The organism is Helicobacter typhlonius (assembly GCF_001460635.1).
Taxonomy (GTDB): Bacteria; Campylobacterota; Campylobacteria; order Campylobacterales; family Helicobacteraceae; genus Helicobacter_C; species Helicobacter_C typhlonius.
On the sequence record NZ_LN907858.1, the window covers coordinates 1,204,208 to 1,223,230 of the forward strand.

Sequence of the window (19,023 nt, forward strand, 5' to 3'; positions counted from 1 at the left end):
TTTTATATCAAATTTCGTTGGCATATAGGCTTGTTAAATAATCGCACAAGAGCATTTTTTGTCGCTATCGTTTGGATAAAATCCCCTAGATTTGTATATCCAGACATTACACAATGTATCGTGTAGGAAAAAAGCAAGAAGTGATTTGTTGCAACTTTTGCATTTGTATTAAGGATAATAAAATTCCTCAAAGCGAGTGTTTGCTCTACACAAGACAACATTTCTAGTTTTGTAGAGGGAGTTTTTTGTCTCGTATTTTTGTGAGAATACTTGATAATTTTTGTTTTAGCCATTTCATCTTTTAAAGCCTTTACATTGAGATGTTTCTTACATAAATTTGCTTATTTAAAAAATAATAAAGATAGATTCTACAATACGAGAAACATCATAGAATCTAAAAAATCTTATCGTTTGAGGTTAATCGCCTCTTTTAACAAATCATCGCCAGTTGTGAGGGCTTTTGCGTTCATCGAATAGCCCCTTTGCATTACAATAAGCTCTGTCAAGGCATTTCCCACATCAACATTGCTTGTTTCAAGGTGCTTATACAGCACAGAGCCATACTTAAGATTCAATCTATCCCAGCCGAGTATTGGGCGTCCGCTAATAGTATTTGCATTACCATTTACGACCATTTCAGTCATTTCAAAGAGATTTCCACCTACTTTTCTAAGTCCTTGATCATTGACAAAAGCCGCGATTCCCACACGCCCCATAGGCTCATACGCGCCATTATCAAACGCTAAGAAAATAATGCCGTCTTTATCAATTCTCACATCACGCAAATGCCCTTCAGCTCGTCCGTCCTGTTCCTTAGCCACCACACCAGAATCCCGATATACAAAATTAGAGCTTGGCACTTTGTCTGTCCCTGCGATATTATATATCACGCGCTTATCGCCAAATTCTAATTCCACAGGCTCTGCGATTGGCTTACCATCAGTGCCAAACTCTATATTATGCACGACAAAATCCGGGCTTACCATCACTTCGCCCTGCTGGTCAAAGATTGCTGAGCGCACTTCCCACTGCTCACCGCTTGGTGGCGTAGCGTTTGGATTATCAGAGGCTGTCATAAAATAATGGCTTTGTATAAGGAATTTCTTGCCACTCTCATCATAAATTTCCACATTGGTTTGATAACTTGGAATCTGTATAAACTCACTATGGAAGCTATCCCCGCGAATCTCCTGCCAACCGATTTTATCCACTTTTGGGTCGCTTGAGCCACTATCGATAATCTTGCGGTAAAGTTTGCCATCACGACTCACAATATCATCAAGTGCGTAATTCGTGCCTTGCGCGTATTCTGGCGGAAGCGAAGTCTGCATATCCGCGATTTCCTCCCAGTTGCCCTCACCTATGGGATTATTCCCAGCGTGCTCTGTGCGGCGGTAGATTTTGCCCTCACTCGCAACCATATCGCCTTCTAAATAGGTGGCATTCTCACTCCAATCGCTAATTGCGCTCGTATCTAAAATGCGCCAATTCTCCTTATCCTCAAATGGATTCTCGCTCTTGCCAAGCTCACCTGTGCGCATAAATACCACGCCCTTATATTGCACAATCGTATTTGGCTCATAGGCTTTATTTGCGTTGAAATTCACACCCACGCCACTACTAAAATGATCATTTTTACCTTTGAATCCTAACTTTTCAAACAAACTTCCGCCGAGTTCTAAATTAAGCTTTTTATAAGAATTATTTTTTAGTTCAAGGCTTACCTTCTCACCTACTTTATCATCAGCGCCCTTATTTATCACAAGCTCCAAGCCCACCTTATCAAGCAACAATTCCTTTAAATCGTTAAAAGTGCGAAACTCCAAAGCCTCTGCACCACCTTGCCCATATTTAAAGGTAAGCACTTCCTTGCGCCCTTCTTTATCAAGCGTGAGACGCACCTCATTATAACTTGGGGCATTGAGCGGCACATCATCGGCGGCAAAGGCATTAATGTCGGTATTCATAAAACGTTCTTCATCAAATTCGCCATTTGCATTTCTAAAGAATTTTGTCGCAGACGAAGCATTTTCATTTTTATTCAAATTCGTGCTTAAATCAACTCTTGTCGTAAGCACAGGGCGATAGTAAAGATTCTGTGGCACTTGCAAAGGTTTCAGCATACCTGAAGATAAGGCTTCTGTATCTTGTTCTTCACTTTGACTTGAAGTGAAAATATCATTTTCTATTTTACCCAAATCCACTCCATACATATAATATCCACTTGTATTGACAATATACCCCTCGCCATCACGCAAAAACGAGCCATCGCGTGTAAAATAATTTTTTTGCTTTTTCTCATAGCCATCATCTTTGATTTCAAATGAACCACTTTTTTGCTCACCTACAATAAACCAACCTTTGCCCTCATAAGCGACATTAAATTCACCATCACTTGCTTTATAGCTACCGCTACGAGTAGAAATAGCATTGCTTGATTTTGTTGCACCATAGTTCATATCGTTATTAATAGGAGAATCTGCATTAAGAGAATCCATATTACTAGCAAAAAGGCTTTCAAATTGTGGAATATTCTCTCTGTAACCAATGGTATTGACATTGGCAATATTGTTTGCAATAGAATCTAGCCCAAATTGATGCGTTTTTATACCACTATATCCATTGACTAAAGTCCCATTCATAGCCCGTGGTCCTTATTATAAAATTCAATCGCACTATCAAGCGGCAAGATCATATCACCCATTCGTAGCATAGGAGCACCTTTATCAAAAATAATGCTTTGCACCTCTCCTCTTCCCACACGAGCAGTATGATATTGCTTTGTGCCTTCATCAAGATTATACTCCGCGCGGATATTATAAGTGCCATCATCAACCTGCTTACCTTGATTATCCAAAGTATCCCAAGTAAATTCCAAATAGCCATTTTGATTTGCTCTATCTTTAAGTGAAATGCTTTTTACCATTTCATTGCTGCTATTAAAGATATGCACCATAGGTTCGCCCTTATTTGGGTCAATTTTTTGGTCAAAGTATATAGAAAATTTCACCGCCTTACCCCGCTCCACATTCACGCCAAAGACATCAGTTTCTGCGACTTTGCCTATCATTGACACCGTGTTGAGTGCATTCAGTTGAGCCGTAAGCACATTTGATTTTGCATTCTCTTGCATACCAAGATTCAAAGCTTCAAGGGATTCTTTCATTTGGGATTGAAATTCTTTAAGCTCTTTATTTGTTTCCTGCGTGCTTTTCATCGCCTCCGCCACTTCAACCATTGTCTTTTTATTTTGCTCCTGCATTTCAACCTGTGTGAGTTGGGCAGTTTGTGTGATGATTTTGTCTGTTTCCATAGGCGCGGTTGGGTCTTGATTCTTTAATTGCTCTAAAAAGAGGCGCATAAACGCGTCATTATCAAGCTCATTAATATTACGCACCTTTTCCTTTTCTTTTGCTATTTTTGCCGCACTGCCTGTAACTTCTGCTAAATCAACTGCCATTGTCCTACCCTCAACCTACGCATATTTTGGAAGCGTGATATGAATCATATTTATCTCGCCATTTTGCGAATCTTCCAAGCCATTTTTGTTCCTATTTTCGTGAGATGAGCCATTTTGTGAGGCGTTTTGCTCTCTAGGATTATCTCCACCGCCCTTTTCACCGGAACTAAAGCTTATATCTACATTTTCAAAGCCTACCTGTGCGAGAGAGTTTCTAAAATCCACTTGATTTTGCAAGAATAGCCCCACCGCGTTGGCATTTGACAACACACTTATATGCAAATCCTTGCCTTTTTTTGTGATTGTAAGCTCCAAACTCCCTAAATTACGCGGATTTAGCTCCATAGAAAGCTTTGTAACCGGTGGCTTATAGTTTAATATCTCCTCACGCAAAGTCTGTGCGAAATATCTTATATTTTCTTTAGCAAGAGCTGAACGATAGAGAATCTGCGTCTTCTCATTTTGCTTGACTTGACTTACCTCCGCACTTTGCTTTTGTGCACCACTCTTTTGCGTTTGACTTTCTTTTTGCTCTTGGATTTCTTTGGGCTGCTCCTTTTTTTTCTCTCCACTATTGAAACTTTCTATCTTTTGAGGCTCTTCCTCATCGATAAACTGACTTGCAAGCATATCCTCAAAGCCTATTTGCGCCTCCTCTTTATTTTTTGACTGCACGGATTGAGAATCGCCTGATTTTGTCATTTTTTGGCGCGAATCCTTTTGTGAATCTTTGTGATTTTTATCCTTATTTGATTCCACAATCGCCAAACTCTGTGCCAACACATTGCCCTTATTTTGTGCATTTGTATTCTGTGGCATTTGCCCTTTAGCTTGAGGTTTTAAGATGATTTCGCTCTCTTTGGATTCTATTTCTTGTGCCACTTCATCATCTTCTAGCTCAAATGCTTGTGGCGCAATATACTCTTTATGCTCCTTGCTCTGCTCCTGCAAAATCTGCGATACCTGCACTTTTTGTGTCGCTTGAATTTCTTTAGAATCTGCAATCTTTTTAATATCTAAAGGTTTTTTTGCAGATTCTTTAGAATCTATCACAACATTCTGCACCTCTTGCTTCTTGGCATTTTTGTGCTTCTTTGACTTTTTTGTCTTACCACTAGTTCGCTTTGCATTAGCAGATTCTAATACATCTTTAGTCTCTTTAGAATCTGCACCCTTTATAGGCATATCCTTGAGCGAGGATATTTCCACCTTAGATTGAGATTCTACGATACGCGTGGTCTCACTACTTTTAGAGTGAGATTCTACGATATGTGTAGTCTCGCCATTTTTAGACACAAAAGTCTTTGTGCTGCGCTTCTCAACTATCTCTACATCAGCTGATCTGGGGTCTGTCCTTTATAAAGGATAAATCAGCGATATTTTCTGTCTCTGGCTTTTTACTCGCATACTCATTTGAGATTTTGCTCGTGATATTTTTAGGCTTGTTCGTGCCTCGCTTCACAATGGCGATTCTATCGACATTATTTTCATACTCATACGCTATACTTTCTTTTGCCGATGCGGGAATAGTCTTCACCTTTGGCGTGGCTGGCTTTTCCTCCTCTTTACTTAATATAATATTGCTAGGATTAAGTCCCTTTACTTGGGCTAATCTCTCTATATCTGCCAAAGTCTTTTCATCATTCACCTTTTGAGGCATTGGCATAGTTGTAAGACGCTCTGCTGGAGACTTTTGCTCTGCTAGTTTTTGTTCATTTTGCCCCGTTATTGTTTTATCAATGGCAGGTTTAACAAGATTTTGTATATTTTTATCGTGTTCTGCACCGGGTTGTGAATCTGCCTTAAGCGTTTTTTGAGATTCTTTATTTGCCGCGCTCAATGCTTCAATCAAAGGATTTACCTCTGCTGGTTTTGATTCTTTTGCATTTTTAATCTTTTCTTGCAAGGCTATTTTAGAATCCTGCCCGTCATTGTCCGCAAAATCAAATGATGTAAGCGGAGCAGATTTTGCATTCGCTTCTTTACCTATAGCGAGTTGAGATTGTGTATTTGGCATACTTGATATATTTTTACCTTGCGTGGCTTTAGCATTTTTAGTCGGTATTTTAGAATCTTGCTCGGCTAACTTCGCCTTATTTTGGGCTTTTTGCGCGGATTCTGTATTTTTTGCAGTCTTAGCCTGTGCGGCTTTGGCAAACATATCTTCAAACTTGCTCTCAAGCTTGCTTACTTCGGCTGATGGTGAGTTGGCGCGTTTATTTGTGGAATCTGTTTTGTTTAAAATGGTGTTCTGCATAGCATCTAGCATAGTCATACTCCTCGAGTAAATTTTGTAAGAGATAAAGCAAAAAATATTCCGTATATACCCAAAAAATCAACAAACACTACGCAAAAGTTTGTAAAAATTATTTTATAATAGCGCTCATAAACACACAAAAAGGAATATAATGAAATTTTGTAGTATCATACTACTATGGATAATGCTCCTCACACAGGGCTTTTCTTACGAAAAAAGCGGGTTTAAAATCTATGGCGATGTAATGTTGATTTTGCCCTTTGCAATGATGGCATATAGCTATAGTATTGATGATATTCAAGGCGTGAAGCAACAGGCTATCGGTGCTGGAGCGACACTCATCGGCACACATCTTATCAAACAAGGATTTGTCATCGCCTCACGCTCGAATGAAGCAAACGCTAGAATCTCCCAACGCCCGAACAATGGGAGCTTTGATGGCTTCCCCTCCGGGCATACTTCATTTGTATTCTCAAGCGTGGGATTTGCTCAAAAACGATATGGTTGGAAATGGGGATTACCACTTGCAGCAGTGGCGACTTCTGTGGGAATAAGCAGAATCTACGCGGAGAGGCACACCACTGCGCAAGTTATTTCCGGAGCAATTTTTGGCTTTGGCACTTCGTATCTCCTTGCTTCAAAATATCAACCAAAGCATCTTAGTCTCTCACTTCATACCGCCATAGATGGCACACCAAGCTATCATTTACACTACAAAAAGGCATTTTAGCCAAACACCCTTGTTGGAAGCGTTACTTTGTATAAAAAATGTTTGTGTAATTTGCTTTTTTAAGAGTGATTTTTAAGTTTTATTATAAAATTATGGCTTAAAAAATCAAAGAAGGAAAGAATATGACACCTCAAGAAAAACTCAATAAGCAAATTTATGATGCGCTTAATGCTACAATAGAAGCACCAAAAGAGAAATTAGAATCTCTAAAAACAAAAGTCCTTACACTCTGTGAAAATGTGGTGCAATGGGGGTAAGCAAAATGTTGCGACAATAAGGATAAATAACTGAACCACCTGCACTAATATTATACGCAGTAGAGCCAGCAGGCGTGCCGATGATAAGCCCATCACATCTATAAGTATTAAAATATTTTCTATCAATACTTGCATCAATATGCACCATACCGCTTAATTCGTGTTTGGAGATAAGAAACTCATTGATGGCAATAAGTGTTTGAGCAGGAGTTTGGTTTTTATTGTCTAAATTGTCTTCGTATGCGGTATTTAAAGTGGAATATATACGCGCTTGAAGCACGAGATGTTTTTGCAGAGTGTAATCCCCACTTTTAAGATGAGAAGTAAAGGTATGTAGATTTTGAGGCATAAGTGCCGTAAGAAAGCCTAATCGCCCTGTATTAATCCCCATACAAGGTAGTTCATATTCAAATGCGCGGCGAAGCATAGAAATAAGTGTCCCATCGCCACCAAGGCTAAAAAGTGCATCACATTGTGTAGCAAGCTGATGAAAATCTCTTCCTAAGAGTTCAATCATACCCCCACTAATGCTTTCTAATATCACTTCAATGCCAGCATTATTAAGCTCTTCTTTTATTTGCAAAAAAGTCGTTTTTAGCTCCGGGCTTGAAGGGCGCAAGATAACGCCAACTTTTGTAATAGGGGCATTATGAGATTTCATTTTAGAGTCTATTCCACATAGTATGCGCGGACAACAAATCCCCTTTGATTTGCTTTTTGCTGACTTAAGCCCTCAAATGCTGCGACATTTGGCATTCTTTTGCTCACTATATAAATAGCCTCTCTTGCGCGAAAACTCGCTAATCCTTCTTGTTTAAGCTCTGGGCTTAGCCCTGCATAAGGGAGATTATCTACCACGCCTGAAATCTCAAAAGCCACAATTTTATTATCTGCCCTTGTCATTGCTACAATACCACTTGTAAGCTCTTCAGTGCAGTTTTTTGGCATACCCCAACGTCCTATTTTCATATTGACACAACGTGCCACGATTTTATCTTTTGGTTTGATAGAATAGCGGAGTTTCACAGGAGTGCTCTCTTGCTCTTTTTTTAATGCTTTGGTTTGGGCTTTTAAACGTTGAATTTGCGTGTCTTTAGAATCAAGTTCAGATTTTTCTATTTTTTCTTGCTGTAAAAGATTAGATTCTATTTTTTCACTAATATCCTCAAGCGAAATATCAGAATCTGCTGCTATATAATAATATACACCACCAAGAGCCACTAAAAGTAGCAGGACAAATATTAAAAAAATTTTTATTTTTGATGAATTCCTTTCCATAGCTATACACTCCTTGTATATGTCAAAAGCTAGAGGTTATAACGCCTTTGGTGCTCCTTATTTTAAGGAATATAAGCAAAAAATATTCCACCATAAGGTTAAGATTCTATTAAGTCGCTGTAATATACAATCTTAAATTTATCTTAGAAAGGCTTTCGTGTAAAGCATTACATTAGAGACGCATCATACTTCTTTTTCTTACGCACTCTAATTTTATTTTGCTATTTTGGGGAATGTTATGTTTGAGGATTTCAAGCAAAGATTCCTAGTCAAATTTTGGTCGCCTATGCCCGCGATTATCGCACTTGGCGTAATGGCTGCTTATTATTTTGGTTTGACTGGGACTTATTGGGCTGTTACAGGTGAATTTACGCGTTGGGGCGGACATATTATGAATCTTTTGGGTGTGGATACAAGCACTTGGGGTTATTTTAAGATTCTAGGTTTGCAAGGAACACCGCTAGATAGGGTAGATGGCGTGATGATTATTGGAATGTTTGCAGGGGCATTTGCCGCTGCCGCAATGGCAAATAATGTCAAGTTTCGTTTGCCTCAAAGCAATATTAGAATCGCTCAAGCCCTTATTGGTGGGATTATCGCAGGATTTGGTGCGAGGATTGGTATGGGTTGTAATTTGGCGAGTTTCTTTACGGGGATTCCACAATTTAGCTTGCACGCGTGGTTTTTTACGATTATGACGCTTGTTGGTGTGTGGCTAGGTACAAAGGTTGTTTTACTCCCACTTTTTCGCTCTCATACAAAGCTAGAGAAAGTCAGTGCGCAAAAAGACATTGGAAATAGCAAAGAAAATCAGAGTAGGGCAAAACTCCTTTTTGCACTTGGTGTTTTGGTATTAGTTGGAATTGGCGTTTGGGTAGCGTATCTAATGGCGTATGGAAATATTCCAGAGGGCAAAAAGATTCCTATTTTAGCACTTGCAGTTGTATTTGGTGTGGGATTTGGATTTATCATCTCGCGTGCGCAGATTTGCTTTACCTCTGCCTTTAGGGATTTATTTATCACAGGGCGTGGATATATGGCAAGAGCGGTGATTGTGGGAATGATGGTTTCAACTATTGGCGTTTTTAGTTACATTATGCTTGGACTTCCGCCTAAAATTATGTGGGCTGCGCCAAATGCAGTGATTGGCGGATTGCTCTTTGGCTTTGGTATTGTGATTGCAGGAGGGTGTGAATGTGGCTGGATGTATCGCGCAGTTGAGGGGCAGGTGCATTATTGGATTGTAGGTGTTGGTAATGTCATTGGCTCTACGCTTTTGGCAGCGACTTGGGATTATTATTCTGTGCCGCTTGCGACAAGCTTCCCTAAAATTAATCTTTTAGAATCCTTTGGTAATTATGGTGGCTTGGTGGTAAGCTATGTGTTGCTTTTTGCATTCCTTGCCTTTGTGCTGTTTCTTGAGCGGCGATATTTTGCCAAAAATAAACGATTTGAACGCGCATAAAGGAGGAGAATATGCAACAAGAAATTATCCCAAATTTTAGATTAGACTTGCAAGGCGAGCCTTGCCCTTATCCTGCGGTAAGAACTCTGGAGGTTTTGCCCGAGCTTAAAAGTGGCGAGATTTTGGAAGTGCTAAGTGATTGCCCACAAAGCATTAATAATATCCCCATTGATGCGAAAAATCACGGCTATGAAGTGTTAGGAGTAGAGCAGCTAGGAGCCACGATAAGGTATCTTATCAAGAAGCCTTAAAATATGCAGATTAAGATGTTTAAGCAAAATTATTTTATAATGCGACATTTTAAAACTTCGGGGGAGTAGCAATGGCAAGAAAGGCTTGTAATATAATTAAAGATTCTTACACACATAAGATTTCACAGAGTGAATCTACTAATCCCCCCCCCCTATTTTTATTGCTTATGTATTAAAGCCTAATTCCTCTTAATATTTTCGTTAAGTTATAAAGTAAATTTAAGAAAATAATCAAGGAGAGAAAATGAAAAAACAAATTATCTTTGGATTTGTGTTTTTAGCTTGTGTGGGGGCAGTTGCATTTGGAATAAAGGCATTAAGAGATTCTAAATCTCTTGTTTCTGAAAATGTAGAAAGTGTATTGCTCCAAGATACTCAAAACAATATTGCCACACTCAATAATGCCGATTCTATTTCTACTGGTGTATCTCAAAATCCAAATGAGACTTATATATTACCTCCTATAATCCCAGAAGTGCCACTTCCTGAAGGCTTGGAAGCCAAAGATTTTAAGTTTAACCAACAAGATAAACCTCATTTCAAGCACCCATACGACCCCGATAATTACACTTATGACTTTCCACTATTAGAGTTAAAAGATTCTCAAGGACATTCATTATTTGAACTTCCTGATAAACCCACTGAGATGATGATACCCGTCAATCAAAAAGATAATGAAATCATATATGCTACACCCTATTTTATCCTAAAAGAAAATACTTTAGATAAATCTTTTGGTGTAACACTCATAGGAAAGAATGAAAAAGCTATTTTAATGTTTGGGGAGATAGACCCAGAAGAAACTTGTTGCCAATTTTATTCTATACCCAATGGGCTAGAGTTCAGCGTTGATTTTGCAAAAGTTATAGGGGATTATTTTATTTTTTATGATTCACAAAGCAAACGCACAGCCATAGCAAGAATACTTTATGATGGTGAAAAGAAACTAGCTCATTGGTGGCTTTATAATCACGGCTATATTGAAGTTACTGAAGATTTTGAAATAAATGGTCTTTTGTTGTCAGATGATATTTTTAAGTCTGTATATTATGATGGTATTTATGGAGGACAAAATAAATCCGCAGAATCTGAAGAATCCGAAGTAATGTATATAGCTATTGACGACAAGGGTATCTTTCACCCAAAGGATAAATATGAGCTCTATTACCTTCTCACCTCTGAAAATATTGATTTTAAAAATATTGACACAAGCAACATTACAGATATGAGCTTTTTGTATGCCTTAGAATGCGAGCTTGATTATGATGATTTCTTCTCCTTTTGGGGGTGTATGCGAGATAAAAATGCACCAAGTTTCCAGCCTAGTGATTTTTCACATTTTGATGTCAGCAATGTTACCAATATGTCATATATGTTTGCAGGAGTAACTTGGGAGTTTGATGGACTTAATGAATGGGATACCTCTAAGGTAGAAAGTATGGAGGGTATGTTTGCGAATGCGAGCGCATTCAATGCACCTTTGGATAAATGGAATGTAAGTAATGTTAAAAATATGCAATTTATGTTTACAGGAGCAATAAGTTTTAATCAACCATTAAATGCGTGGAATGTCAGCAATGTAAAAAATATGAGCGAAATGTTTTGGAATGCAGAGAGTTTTAATCAACCTCTTAACCAATGGAATGTGGAAAATGTTGTAAATATGACATACATATTTAAAAATGCCTCTACCTTTAATCAAGACTTAAATATGTGGAAAGTCTCGCGTATGCTTGAAATGGAATATAATTGTGATTGTCTTGCGGAAGAAACTTTTAAGGGCACACCTTTAGAATCTCATTTGCCAAATTGGGTTTACAAGCTGACAGAGAAAGAACAAGCAAAGCTTGAAAGCATACCCAAGAAAGGAATTATATATTACCCACAAGATAAAGAGGAGCTTATTTTATTGTTGAGACAACCCATACGAATAGCTCTTGATCATATTGATACGAGTGCTATTACAGATATGGCAGGATTATTTTCTGAATATGTCTATTATCGTCATTCTGGTTGCCAAATACAAAAGTGGAATGTGAGTAATGTTAAAACAATGAGGGCTATGTTTAAAGATGTAAAATCATTGAATTGCGATTTGAGTGGGTGGGATATTTCTAATGTAGAGGATATGAGTGAGATGTTTGAAAACACTTCAATGTCTTTTTCGCTTGAACAATGGGGAGAGCAGCTAAAGAGCAATGTAAAACAAGAGGCGATGTTTAAAAATACACCTTTAGAATCTAATCTACCACAATGGTATAGAAAAAAGTAAATCTACCCTCAAAAAGGCGTATCAAAAATATCATTTCACACAAGAATTTTATGTCGCGTAGCATTTGATACGCACACACTTCAAATTTTTCCCACTAGCAAATGCACGCCACGCAATGCACTCACAAAGCAAGGCAAACCTACGAGTGAATATGACTACGCACTCAACAAACACAGCCTTAAGATTCTCTCCATATTGCTACATTTTTCTACATAAATATATTTTTTCTTATCAAACCTTTTGCTTTTAAGCAAAAATCGGGGGGGATAAAATTGAAATCGCGTTTAACGCAAAATTATCAACAAAGGTGGTTTCAATGAAAACAATCAAAAAATGTGTGCTAAGCTCTGCGGTAGCTTTAGCTCTTGCGAGTTCTGCTTCTTTTGCTGAAGAAAGTGGCGCATTTGTAGGTGTAGGTGTGGGCTATGGCGGCTCTCAAGTAAAATCTGGTGAAAAGATGAACCTTGATGGCATAAGCTATGAAATCATTGCTGGTTATAAGCAATTCTTTACTCCTAACTTTGGATTGCGCTATTATGCAAACTTTGCATATGCAGATGCAAGTGGAAAACCAAAAGACTCAAGTGAGAAAATCAAAGGCAATGTAATGGATTATGGTGTAAATGTTGATGCACTTTATAATTTTGTTACAGGTGGCACAGATTTTGGTGCATTCTTAGGACTTGGACTTGGTGCTAATACTTGGGGTGGCAAATCTTTCAAAGATGCAAAGATGGATAAGACAGGGTTTAACCTTGCACTTAATGTCGGTTTAAGAAGTGTGATTGCTCAACATCATAGTATGGAAATCGCTGCTCGTGTGCCTTTTATCGCTACGACATTGCAAGCAGCAGCAACAGGCACACCAAAAATGACAGGCTCACATACTTATAATGTAGGTGTAAGATATATTTTTAGTTTCTAAGATATAAATAAACCTCCAAAAATTAATGTCCTCACACACTCTGCCTAAAGAGTGTCAAAGGGCGGAGTAGATTCTATACTTAATGATAGAATCTACTTAACTGCCAGTTGTGGATATAGCCGTATATAGCTCCACTGCCATCAGTTACATTAGGTGGAAAATACACGACAGGCAGCCATATTGGTTTCTCTCTATCAAGCATAGCATTTATCCACTGCAAACGTTTTATGCCTCCACAAAGTTGCCCGCAATAGTCGTCTATATTGTTGTTATAGGTTGCTAGTAATATCCCACTCTCTCCGTATATATGTCCTTGACAAGCATCTTTAAAAGTAAGCGGTGGATTTGCGACACAATCCTTTTGTAAAGTGCAATCTATACGATAGGAATCTTTATATTCATCATATATAATAAGTCCTTTTTCAAGATTTAAGGCTTGTGCTTGATTTGAGGGCATATCTTTTTTATAAATACGAGTGAGAATCTTGCCATTTGCGGCGTGGGTGTGCCATAAAGATTCGCATAGACGACATTGACATCACTCATTGCCTTTTTGAGCGCATTTTCATCAAGTGCATTACCCTCCACTACTTCCACACGCGCACTTTTGAGGTGGGAAAGTCGCTTTGAGTTTCGTAAATAAAGTTTCAAATCTACATTGGTGTTTTGTAAAAACATCGTAGTAGCTACCCTTGCGACACTCCCATTCGCACCGATAATCAGCACTTTGAGCCTTTCATCTTTGCCTTGTGTGCTTTGGGATTTCACATTTTGTGCGAAAAGTGGATAAGACGCATAAGCTGTGAATGCCACTGCTCCTGCAAGTTGTGCTAGATTCTTTAAAAAGTCCCTACGATTTGCATTATTGCTCCTTTATTAGAATCTAAAACGCGCAACTTTGCGCTTACTAAAGCTCTATTTGTCAAAAACCTTTTTCAAATGCGCTTCATAGTCTTTGATATATTGTTCCACTTGCGGATTTTTGACAACATCATTACAGATAAAGCTTGGCAAAGCCTGCATTCCCATAAACTCGTGTGCTTTGTGTAAATGCAAATACACGCCATCTACCCCCACTCCCTCAAAAAATCCATTTTTTTCTGTAAAAACCCCAAGCGGTGCATTCCAAGTAACGCTAAACATTACCCTTTTGCCTTGAGACAAGCCCCCGCTGCCATATTTTAAGCTCTCATCTTTGCGGCTGCGCCCATCGTTTTTAAAGAGAATCCCCGCACCCTCCATATAAACCTCATCAATGTATTTTTTCACAATCCAAGGCTCGCCCATCCACCACGCAGGCATTTGATAGATGATTGCATCGCTTTGAAGCCATTTTTGCACCTCTACTTGCTCCTCATAACCCTTATCAATATGCGTTTGCAAAATCTCAAAGCCAAGATTCTCTAAAGTCTGCTTTGCGACATCGTGCAAAGTTTGGCTAAGCCTCCCGCTATCCATTCCAAATTGTTTTAAGCCATTGAGTAATAATGCTTGCATTCTCTCTCCTTAAAAATTGATTTTGCAATTATACAGCCTGATAGTTAGTATCTGTCAAGGGGGCAGAAGCACAGCAAGGATAAAAACCCAGCGACCTCAACCCTTAAGCTACCATAAAAACTTTTGTTATAATTCTAGCTTTATTTATTAAGGGGCAAGGAAAGAATTATTAAATTTTCTCTATATCTTTGCACCCATTTGTTCTAGGCGGAGGATTCTTTGCTCTAAGGGTGGGTGCGTGGCAAAAATCATAGCACGACAAGGTAGGAAAAACATATGTGCGCAAGAACTTGCTTTAGGGTTGGTAAGATAGGTGGGCTTTTTGGGAGAATCTTCACTTGCTTCATAAGTGCTTGAAACCTGTGCAATTTTTTGCAGAGCGGATTTTATACCTTGAGGATTGCGTGTGTATTGTGTGCTTGAGGCATCAGCTAGAAATTCCTTTTGACGCGAAATTGCCGCTTGAATGATTTGCGCAAAGAGCATACCAATATATCCAAGTGCAAAAAACACAAGCGCAATGGCAACGAGTAAAGCAAAGGCTTTACCATCATTTTTAGAGCGAGAAGTCCTTGTGGAGCTATTGCTCACCGCCCTAAGCAACACTTCACCCACCACCACTACGCAACTTAATGCAAATACAAGCGCGAAGATTCTAAGATTGAGCGCAACATCACGATGAAAAGCGTGTGAAAACTCGTGCCCTATCACGCCTTGCAACTCATCTCGACTTAGAGTATTTAGCGCACCTTGCGTTACAAAAATCGCTATTTTTTCTTTCTCTTTGCCAAAATATTCCCCGCTACACATTGCGTTAATACCTTTCTCCTCTTTGAGAATAAACACGCGTGGCATTGGGCAAGAGGAGGCGATTGCCATTTCCGCGATAACATTTAAAAGCATTCGTTCTTTTTGTTTTAAACTACTAGATTCTGTAATTTCTGTGGCATTGAGTGTTTTTGCGAGTTTGTCAATGCTATGTTTTGCCAAAGAGAATTGTTGAAAAATAAAGGTGCAAAAAATCACCGCAACTAAGACAAATGCTAAAGCTAGAGAAATAAGAAAATTTTGAGTAGAATTATCCGCTACAAGAACCATTCTTCTAGGTGGGAAATCAAAAGAATAAGAATGTGGCACAGCTACATTGAACCGACTAGGATTATCTAGCAAAGTAAAAATCAGTCCAAAGCAAGAAAAAGCAGTCAAAAAAATCAAAAAAAGCATTATGAAAAAGAGAGCATTGCACCATAAAATCTTAAATTGTGCAGCGTCTTTATGCTCCCAAAATGTATTGGATAGCTTCACTTCCCTACCCAAAATAGCACGTGTGATAAAAAATAAAATGAGTGTGCAGAATGCGACAAAGACAAGAAGTGCAATGAGGGTTTTGATATTAAAAAAATACCAAGTGGGCACATCAAAACCTAAAGATGTGCGTATGTCTGCAAAAGATCTTATGAAATCTACAATTTGTGAAGAAGAATTGGTTAGTAAAATTAAAATGAATAGTGCAGAAATAATGTAAATAATCTCCAAAGAAAATGCTTGTTTATCCTTAAATTTTTCAACTAAGCCTATTAATATTCCAATCGTAAGAGCCATAAGCAGAATCTTAACGCTTAAAGGAATAGTTGAAAGAAAGGGATTTTCAAAAAAATAAAAAAGGATAGATTTTATATCCATCAATGCACCGTTACAATATCATAATATCAAAACTGCACTTTGGGCGCTTGGTTTAATACCTCGCGCTTCTCCTCAAACTCTAGCAGAGGTAAATCTTGCGCGAATTGTGAAAAGAATCCCACAATAATATTAACTGGAAAGGTTTGTTTATAGGTATTGAAATTTGTTACATTATCATTATAGGCTTGACGCGCAAAAGCAATTTTATTCTCTGTGGAAGCTAACTCCTCACTTAGCTGCATCATCGTAGTATTTGACTTTAAGTCAGGGTAGGCTTCCATTGTCATATTGAAATTCATCAAGGCGTTTTGCAAAGATTTTTCAGCACTATTCAGTGCATTGATAGCATCGGGTGCATTTTTTGCAACATTGTCTAATGCGCCTTTTGCAGTGTTTCTTGCCTCTATGACTTTCATCAAAGTTTCTTGCTCGTGGCTTAGGTATTTTTTAGCGATTTCAATGAGATTTGGGATTAAATCATATCGCCGCTTGAGTTGCACATCAATTTGCGAAAAAGCATTTTGTGCGCGGTTTTTTAAGGTTACTAGAGAATTATAAGCACCAATAAGCCATATCACTCCAAAAGCAATAATACCAACAATGATAAGAATACTCCCAAATACCATTCTTTGCTCCTTTGTTGCAATTTAAAGCACGGATTATATCTTAAATAAGTTAAAATCCTTTTATGCTGTGAGCATTCTTAAATCCCTAAACCCTCAAGCCATTTTGTGAGTTTTGCCTTGCTTGTGCCGAAGTTAAAGCGTTTGCCCTCTTTAAAAATTGCATTAGGAGCGCAATTTTGCATATCGCGCGGGGCATTACTCAAATCACTTCCGCCACTTGTGCAAAAAGGCACGATGACTTTGCCCTTAAAATCGTGAGATTCTAAAAATGTGAAAATAATCTGTGGCGCACTATACCACCAAATGGGGAATCCAATGAATATGATGTCGTAGCTTGAAATCTCTATGTCTTTAGCGATTTGCGGACGCGAGGCTTTGTCTTTACACTCTTTTGTGCTGCGGCTTTGCTCATCTCTCCAATCCAAATCCACCTTGCTATAAGGCACTGCGGGGATTATCTCATAAAGCTTTGCATCTGCCACCTCTGCTAAGGCTAAAGCAACTTCCCTTGTGATTCCACTCGCGCTAAAAAATGCGACTAATGCTTTCATTTTTGCTTTTTCACCTGTTCTTTCAAAACCCTTTTGCACTCGCTAAAGCTAGAATGCCGATAATCCACTCCATTTTCAATCAAATCTGTATAAAGCTGCTCTTTGTATTCAAGCATTGCGATATTTTCCTTAGCTTTTGCAAGTTGGGCGAGATTCTTTTTCTTTTGCGCTTGAATGATTTTTAATCGCTCTTTTAATGTTTCATCGCCCTTATCACACAAATCTTTGTAATATTTAAGCTCTTTAATACTCATTCCAAGCTCACGATAAAGGTTAATCCAACAGAGCCAATCAATATCTTTTGGATTAAAAAGCCGTGTGCCGTTTTTGTCCTTATAAATGCGTGGAAAAAGTCCTTTATCTAGCCAAAAGCGAATCTTGCGTGAGGGAATGCCGCTTTTATGCTCTGCTTCTAAAATGGTGAAATTCATCTCATCTCCTTTTAAAGTTTTTAACCAAGTTTTTGAGGCTTATAAAATGACATTATAAACCCTAACACTTAGTGTTTGTCAAGGGGCAAATAAGATTTTAAAATCTCACAGCCCCACACTCTTTGCCGCATCGCTATTGGGTGCGTATCTATCCCCTATGATGACAATCTTGCTTAATTCCTTATTGATTTCTTTTAGCTCGTTAAGGCTAAAGTGCAATAAACTTGCGTTAAGATTCTCCTCTAGTCTGTGGATTTTCGTGGTTTCAGGGATTGGAATGACAAAGCTTTTGTTTGAAAGAATCCACGCTAAGGCGACTTGCGCGACACTTGCAGGTTTGCCATTAATGCTTTTGCTCTGTGCTACCTTTTTGATAAATTCAATCACACTTTGATTTGCCTCTAGGGCTTCTTTGGTGTAGCGAGGCATAGACGCGCGGAAGTCAAGGGTAGGGTGAAATTTCGTATCTTTGGTGAAATCCCCACCTAAAAATCCTCTATCAAGTGGAGAATAAGCAACAATCGTGATTCCTAGCTTTTGGCAAGTGTCCATTATGCCATTTTGCTCTAATTCACGGAATGCCATAGAGTATTGACTCTGCATTGCCACAGGGGCAAAGACTTTGTGCGCCCTCTCTATTGTCTTAATCCCTGCTTCGCCTAACGCCCACGCTTTGATTTTGCCCATTTTGACTAAATCTTTCATCGTCCCTGCCACTTCCTCAATAGGCGTATCAATATCCACTCTGTGTTGCGTATAGAGGTCAATGCAATCCCTTTGCAATCGTTTCAAGCTCCCATCAACTGCGCGCATAATAGACTTGCGGCTAGAATCTAGCTGTTGTTTGCCAAAGGGATAGTAAAAGCCAAATTTGGTATTGATGATAATTTTGTCTTTATAGCCTTTCAAAGCCTCGCCCAAAAGCTCCTCATTGGTGTGTGGTCCATACACTTCAGCGGTATCAAAGAATGTATATCCCAAATCCACCGCTTTATGCAAAAGCTTAATCATCTCTTTTTTATCTCTTGCCGGTCCGTGATTTGCGCTCATTCCCATACAACCTAAGCCAATCGCGGAGACTTTGAAATCGCCAATTTTTCTTTGTGGAATTGCTGTTTTTGTCATTTTTGCCTCCTTAGCATTTGCAAAAGTTTGTGCGCCTAAAAATGCCATTGTGGCAAGTGCTGCGCTTGTCTTTAAAAATGTGCGTCTTGAATGCAAAGCCGTGCCCTGTGGTGTGAAATGTTCTTGCATTTTTATCCTTTTTGTATTGAATTTTAAAATATTTTGTAATTATAAAGCCTGACACTTAGTGTTTGTCAAGGGGTTTTGGGGAAAAT

The 19,023-nt window shown here is 38.6% G+C and carries 21 protein-coding genes; 6 read left to right on the top strand and 15 right to left on the bottom strand.

Annotated elements, in window-relative coordinates:
* Positions 1–2: 2 nt before the first annotated feature.
* From BN2458_RS06010 to BN2458_RS06030, 5 genes are all read right to left on the bottom strand, one after another.
* Positions 3–293 carry a hypothetical protein gene (locus BN2458_RS06010; RefSeq protein WP_034326294.1) on the bottom strand — a complete coding sequence of 97 codons (291 nt, stop codon included), beginning with the start codon at positions 291–293 and terminating at the stop codon, positions 3–5.
* A gap of 111 nt (positions 294–404) precedes the next feature.
* A complete protein-coding gene (locus BN2458_RS06015; protein WP_034326296.1) occupies positions 405–2,642 on the bottom strand; it encodes a flagellar hook-basal body complex protein in 2,238 nt (745 codons plus the stop codon).
* A complete protein-coding gene (gene flgD / locus BN2458_RS06020; protein WP_034326297.1) occupies positions 2,639–3,460 on the bottom strand; it encodes a flagellar hook assembly protein FlgD in 822 nt (273 codons plus the stop codon). The genes BN2458_RS06015 and flgD overlap by 4 nt, the downstream gene beginning before the upstream one ends.
* Before the next feature lie 15 nt (positions 3,461–3,475).
* Positions 3,476–4,756, bottom strand: coding sequence for a flagellar hook-length control protein FliK (locus tag BN2458_RS06025; protein WP_052082108.1), 1,281 nt, complete (start codon positions 4,754–4,756; stop codon positions 3,476–3,478).
* A 37-nt stretch (positions 4,757–4,793) separates the two neighbouring features.
* Entirely contained in the window at positions 4,794–5,735 is a 942-nt protein-coding gene (locus BN2458_RS06030; protein ID WP_231944739.1) for a hypothetical protein, read from the bottom strand.
* A 133-nt stretch (positions 5,736–5,868) separates the two neighbouring features.
* Here BN2458_RS06030 and BN2458_RS06035 point away from each other — a divergent pair, with 133 nt between their 5' ends.
* Both BN2458_RS06035 and BN2458_RS10575 read left to right on the top strand, forming a co-directional pair.
* Entirely contained in the window at positions 5,869–6,447 is a 579-nt protein-coding gene (locus tag BN2458_RS06035; protein ID WP_034326298.1) for a phosphatase PAP2 family protein, read from the top strand.
* A 122-nt stretch (positions 6,448–6,569) separates the two neighbouring features.
* Positions 6,570–6,704, top strand: a complete 135-nt coding sequence (locus BN2458_RS10575) for a hypothetical protein (protein WP_268902970.1) — start codon at positions 6,570–6,572, stop codon at positions 6,702–6,704.
* On the opposite strand, the gene BN2458_RS06040 is transcribed toward BN2458_RS10575, so the two are convergent.
* Positions 6,670–7,365 (bottom strand): NAD(+)/NADH kinase, encoded by a 696-nt coding sequence (locus BN2458_RS06040; protein ID WP_231944740.1) that lies wholly within the window; start codon positions 7,363–7,365, stop codon positions 6,670–6,672. The two genes, BN2458_RS10575 and BN2458_RS06040, sit on opposite strands and share 35 nt — an antisense overlap.
* 8 nt (positions 7,366–7,373) lie before the next feature.
* A complete protein-coding gene (locus BN2458_RS06045; protein ID WP_034342799.1) occupies positions 7,374–7,982 on the bottom strand; it encodes a hypothetical protein in 609 nt (202 codons plus the stop codon).
* A gap of 238 nt (positions 7,983–8,220) precedes the next feature.
* On the opposite strand from BN2458_RS06045, the gene yedE reads away from it, so the two are divergent.
* The 4 genes from yedE (at position 8,221) to BN2458_RS06065 (ending at position 12,895) form a co-directional block, all read left to right on the top strand.
* Positions 8,221–9,447 (top strand): selenium metabolism membrane protein YedE/FdhT, encoded by a 1,227-nt coding sequence (yedE, locus tag BN2458_RS06050; protein WP_034342796.1) that lies wholly within the window; start codon positions 8,221–8,223, stop codon positions 9,445–9,447.
* Positions 9,448–9,458: 11 nt separating this feature from the next.
* Complete coding sequence (yedF, locus tag BN2458_RS06055) at positions 9,459–9,698, top strand: sulfurtransferase-like selenium metabolism protein YedF (RefSeq protein WP_011116139.1); 240 nt, start codon at positions 9,459–9,461, stop codon at positions 9,696–9,698.
* A 244-nt stretch (positions 9,699–9,942) separates the two neighbouring features.
* The gene (locus BN2458_RS06060; RefSeq protein ID WP_058122064.1) at positions 9,943–11,970 is read left to right on the top strand and encodes a BspA family leucine-rich repeat surface protein; all 2,028 of its coding nucleotides are present in this window, start codon (positions 9,943–9,945) and stop codon (positions 11,968–11,970) included.
* A 316-nt stretch (positions 11,971–12,286) separates the two neighbouring features.
* Positions 12,287–12,895 carry an outer membrane beta-barrel protein gene (locus tag BN2458_RS06065; RefSeq protein ID WP_173644078.1) on the top strand — a complete coding sequence of 203 codons (609 nt, stop codon included), beginning with the start codon at positions 12,287–12,289 and terminating at the stop codon, positions 12,893–12,895.
* Positions 12,896–12,974: 79 nt separating this feature from the next.
* Here the strand turns inward: BN2458_RS06065 and BN2458_RS06070 are convergent, their stop codons facing one another.
* The 8 genes from BN2458_RS06070 to BN2458_RS06105 all read right to left on the bottom strand — a co-directional run bounded on the left by BN2458_RS06070 (position 12,975) and on the right by BN2458_RS06105 (position 18,937).
* Positions 12,975–13,352, bottom strand: a complete 378-nt coding sequence (locus BN2458_RS06070; protein ID WP_034342788.1) for a hypothetical protein — start codon at positions 13,350–13,352, stop codon at positions 12,975–12,977.
* Positions 13,325–13,708: an NAD(P)H-binding protein gene (locus BN2458_RS06075; protein WP_052082107.1), complete on the bottom strand. Its 384-nt coding sequence runs from the start codon at positions 13,706–13,708 to the stop codon at positions 13,325–13,327. Before BN2458_RS06075 ends, BN2458_RS06070 begins: the two co-directional genes overlap by 28 nt.
* Positions 13,709–13,810: 102 nt before the next feature.
* Positions 13,811–14,392 (bottom strand): NAD(P)H-dependent oxidoreductase, encoded by a 582-nt coding sequence (locus tag BN2458_RS06080; protein WP_034342785.1) that lies wholly within the window; start codon positions 14,390–14,392, stop codon positions 13,811–13,813.
* 180 nt (positions 14,393–14,572) lie between these two features.
* Positions 14,573–16,075 (bottom strand): M48 family metalloprotease, encoded by a 1,503-nt coding sequence (locus tag BN2458_RS06085; protein ID WP_052082106.1) that lies wholly within the window; start codon positions 16,073–16,075, stop codon positions 14,573–14,575.
* Between the two features lie 26 nt (positions 16,076–16,101).
* Positions 16,102–16,701, bottom strand: a complete 600-nt coding sequence (locus tag BN2458_RS06090; protein WP_034342782.1) for a LemA family protein — start codon at positions 16,699–16,701, stop codon at positions 16,102–16,104.
* A 77-nt stretch (positions 16,702–16,778) separates the two neighbouring features.
* A complete protein-coding gene (locus tag BN2458_RS06095; RefSeq protein WP_034342779.1) occupies positions 16,779–17,252 on the bottom strand; it encodes a flavodoxin in 474 nt (157 codons plus the stop codon).
* Entirely contained in the window at positions 17,249–17,683 is a 435-nt protein-coding gene (locus BN2458_RS06100; protein ID WP_034342776.1) for a MerR family transcriptional regulator, read from the bottom strand. Before BN2458_RS06100 ends, BN2458_RS06095 begins: the two co-directional genes overlap by 4 nt.
* A 105-nt stretch (positions 17,684–17,788) precedes the next feature.
* Positions 17,789–18,937: an aldo/keto reductase gene (locus tag BN2458_RS06105; protein ID WP_081951419.1), complete on the bottom strand. Its 1,149-nt coding sequence runs from the start codon at positions 18,935–18,937 to the stop codon at positions 17,789–17,791.
* Positions 18,938–19,023: the final 86 nt, after the last annotated feature.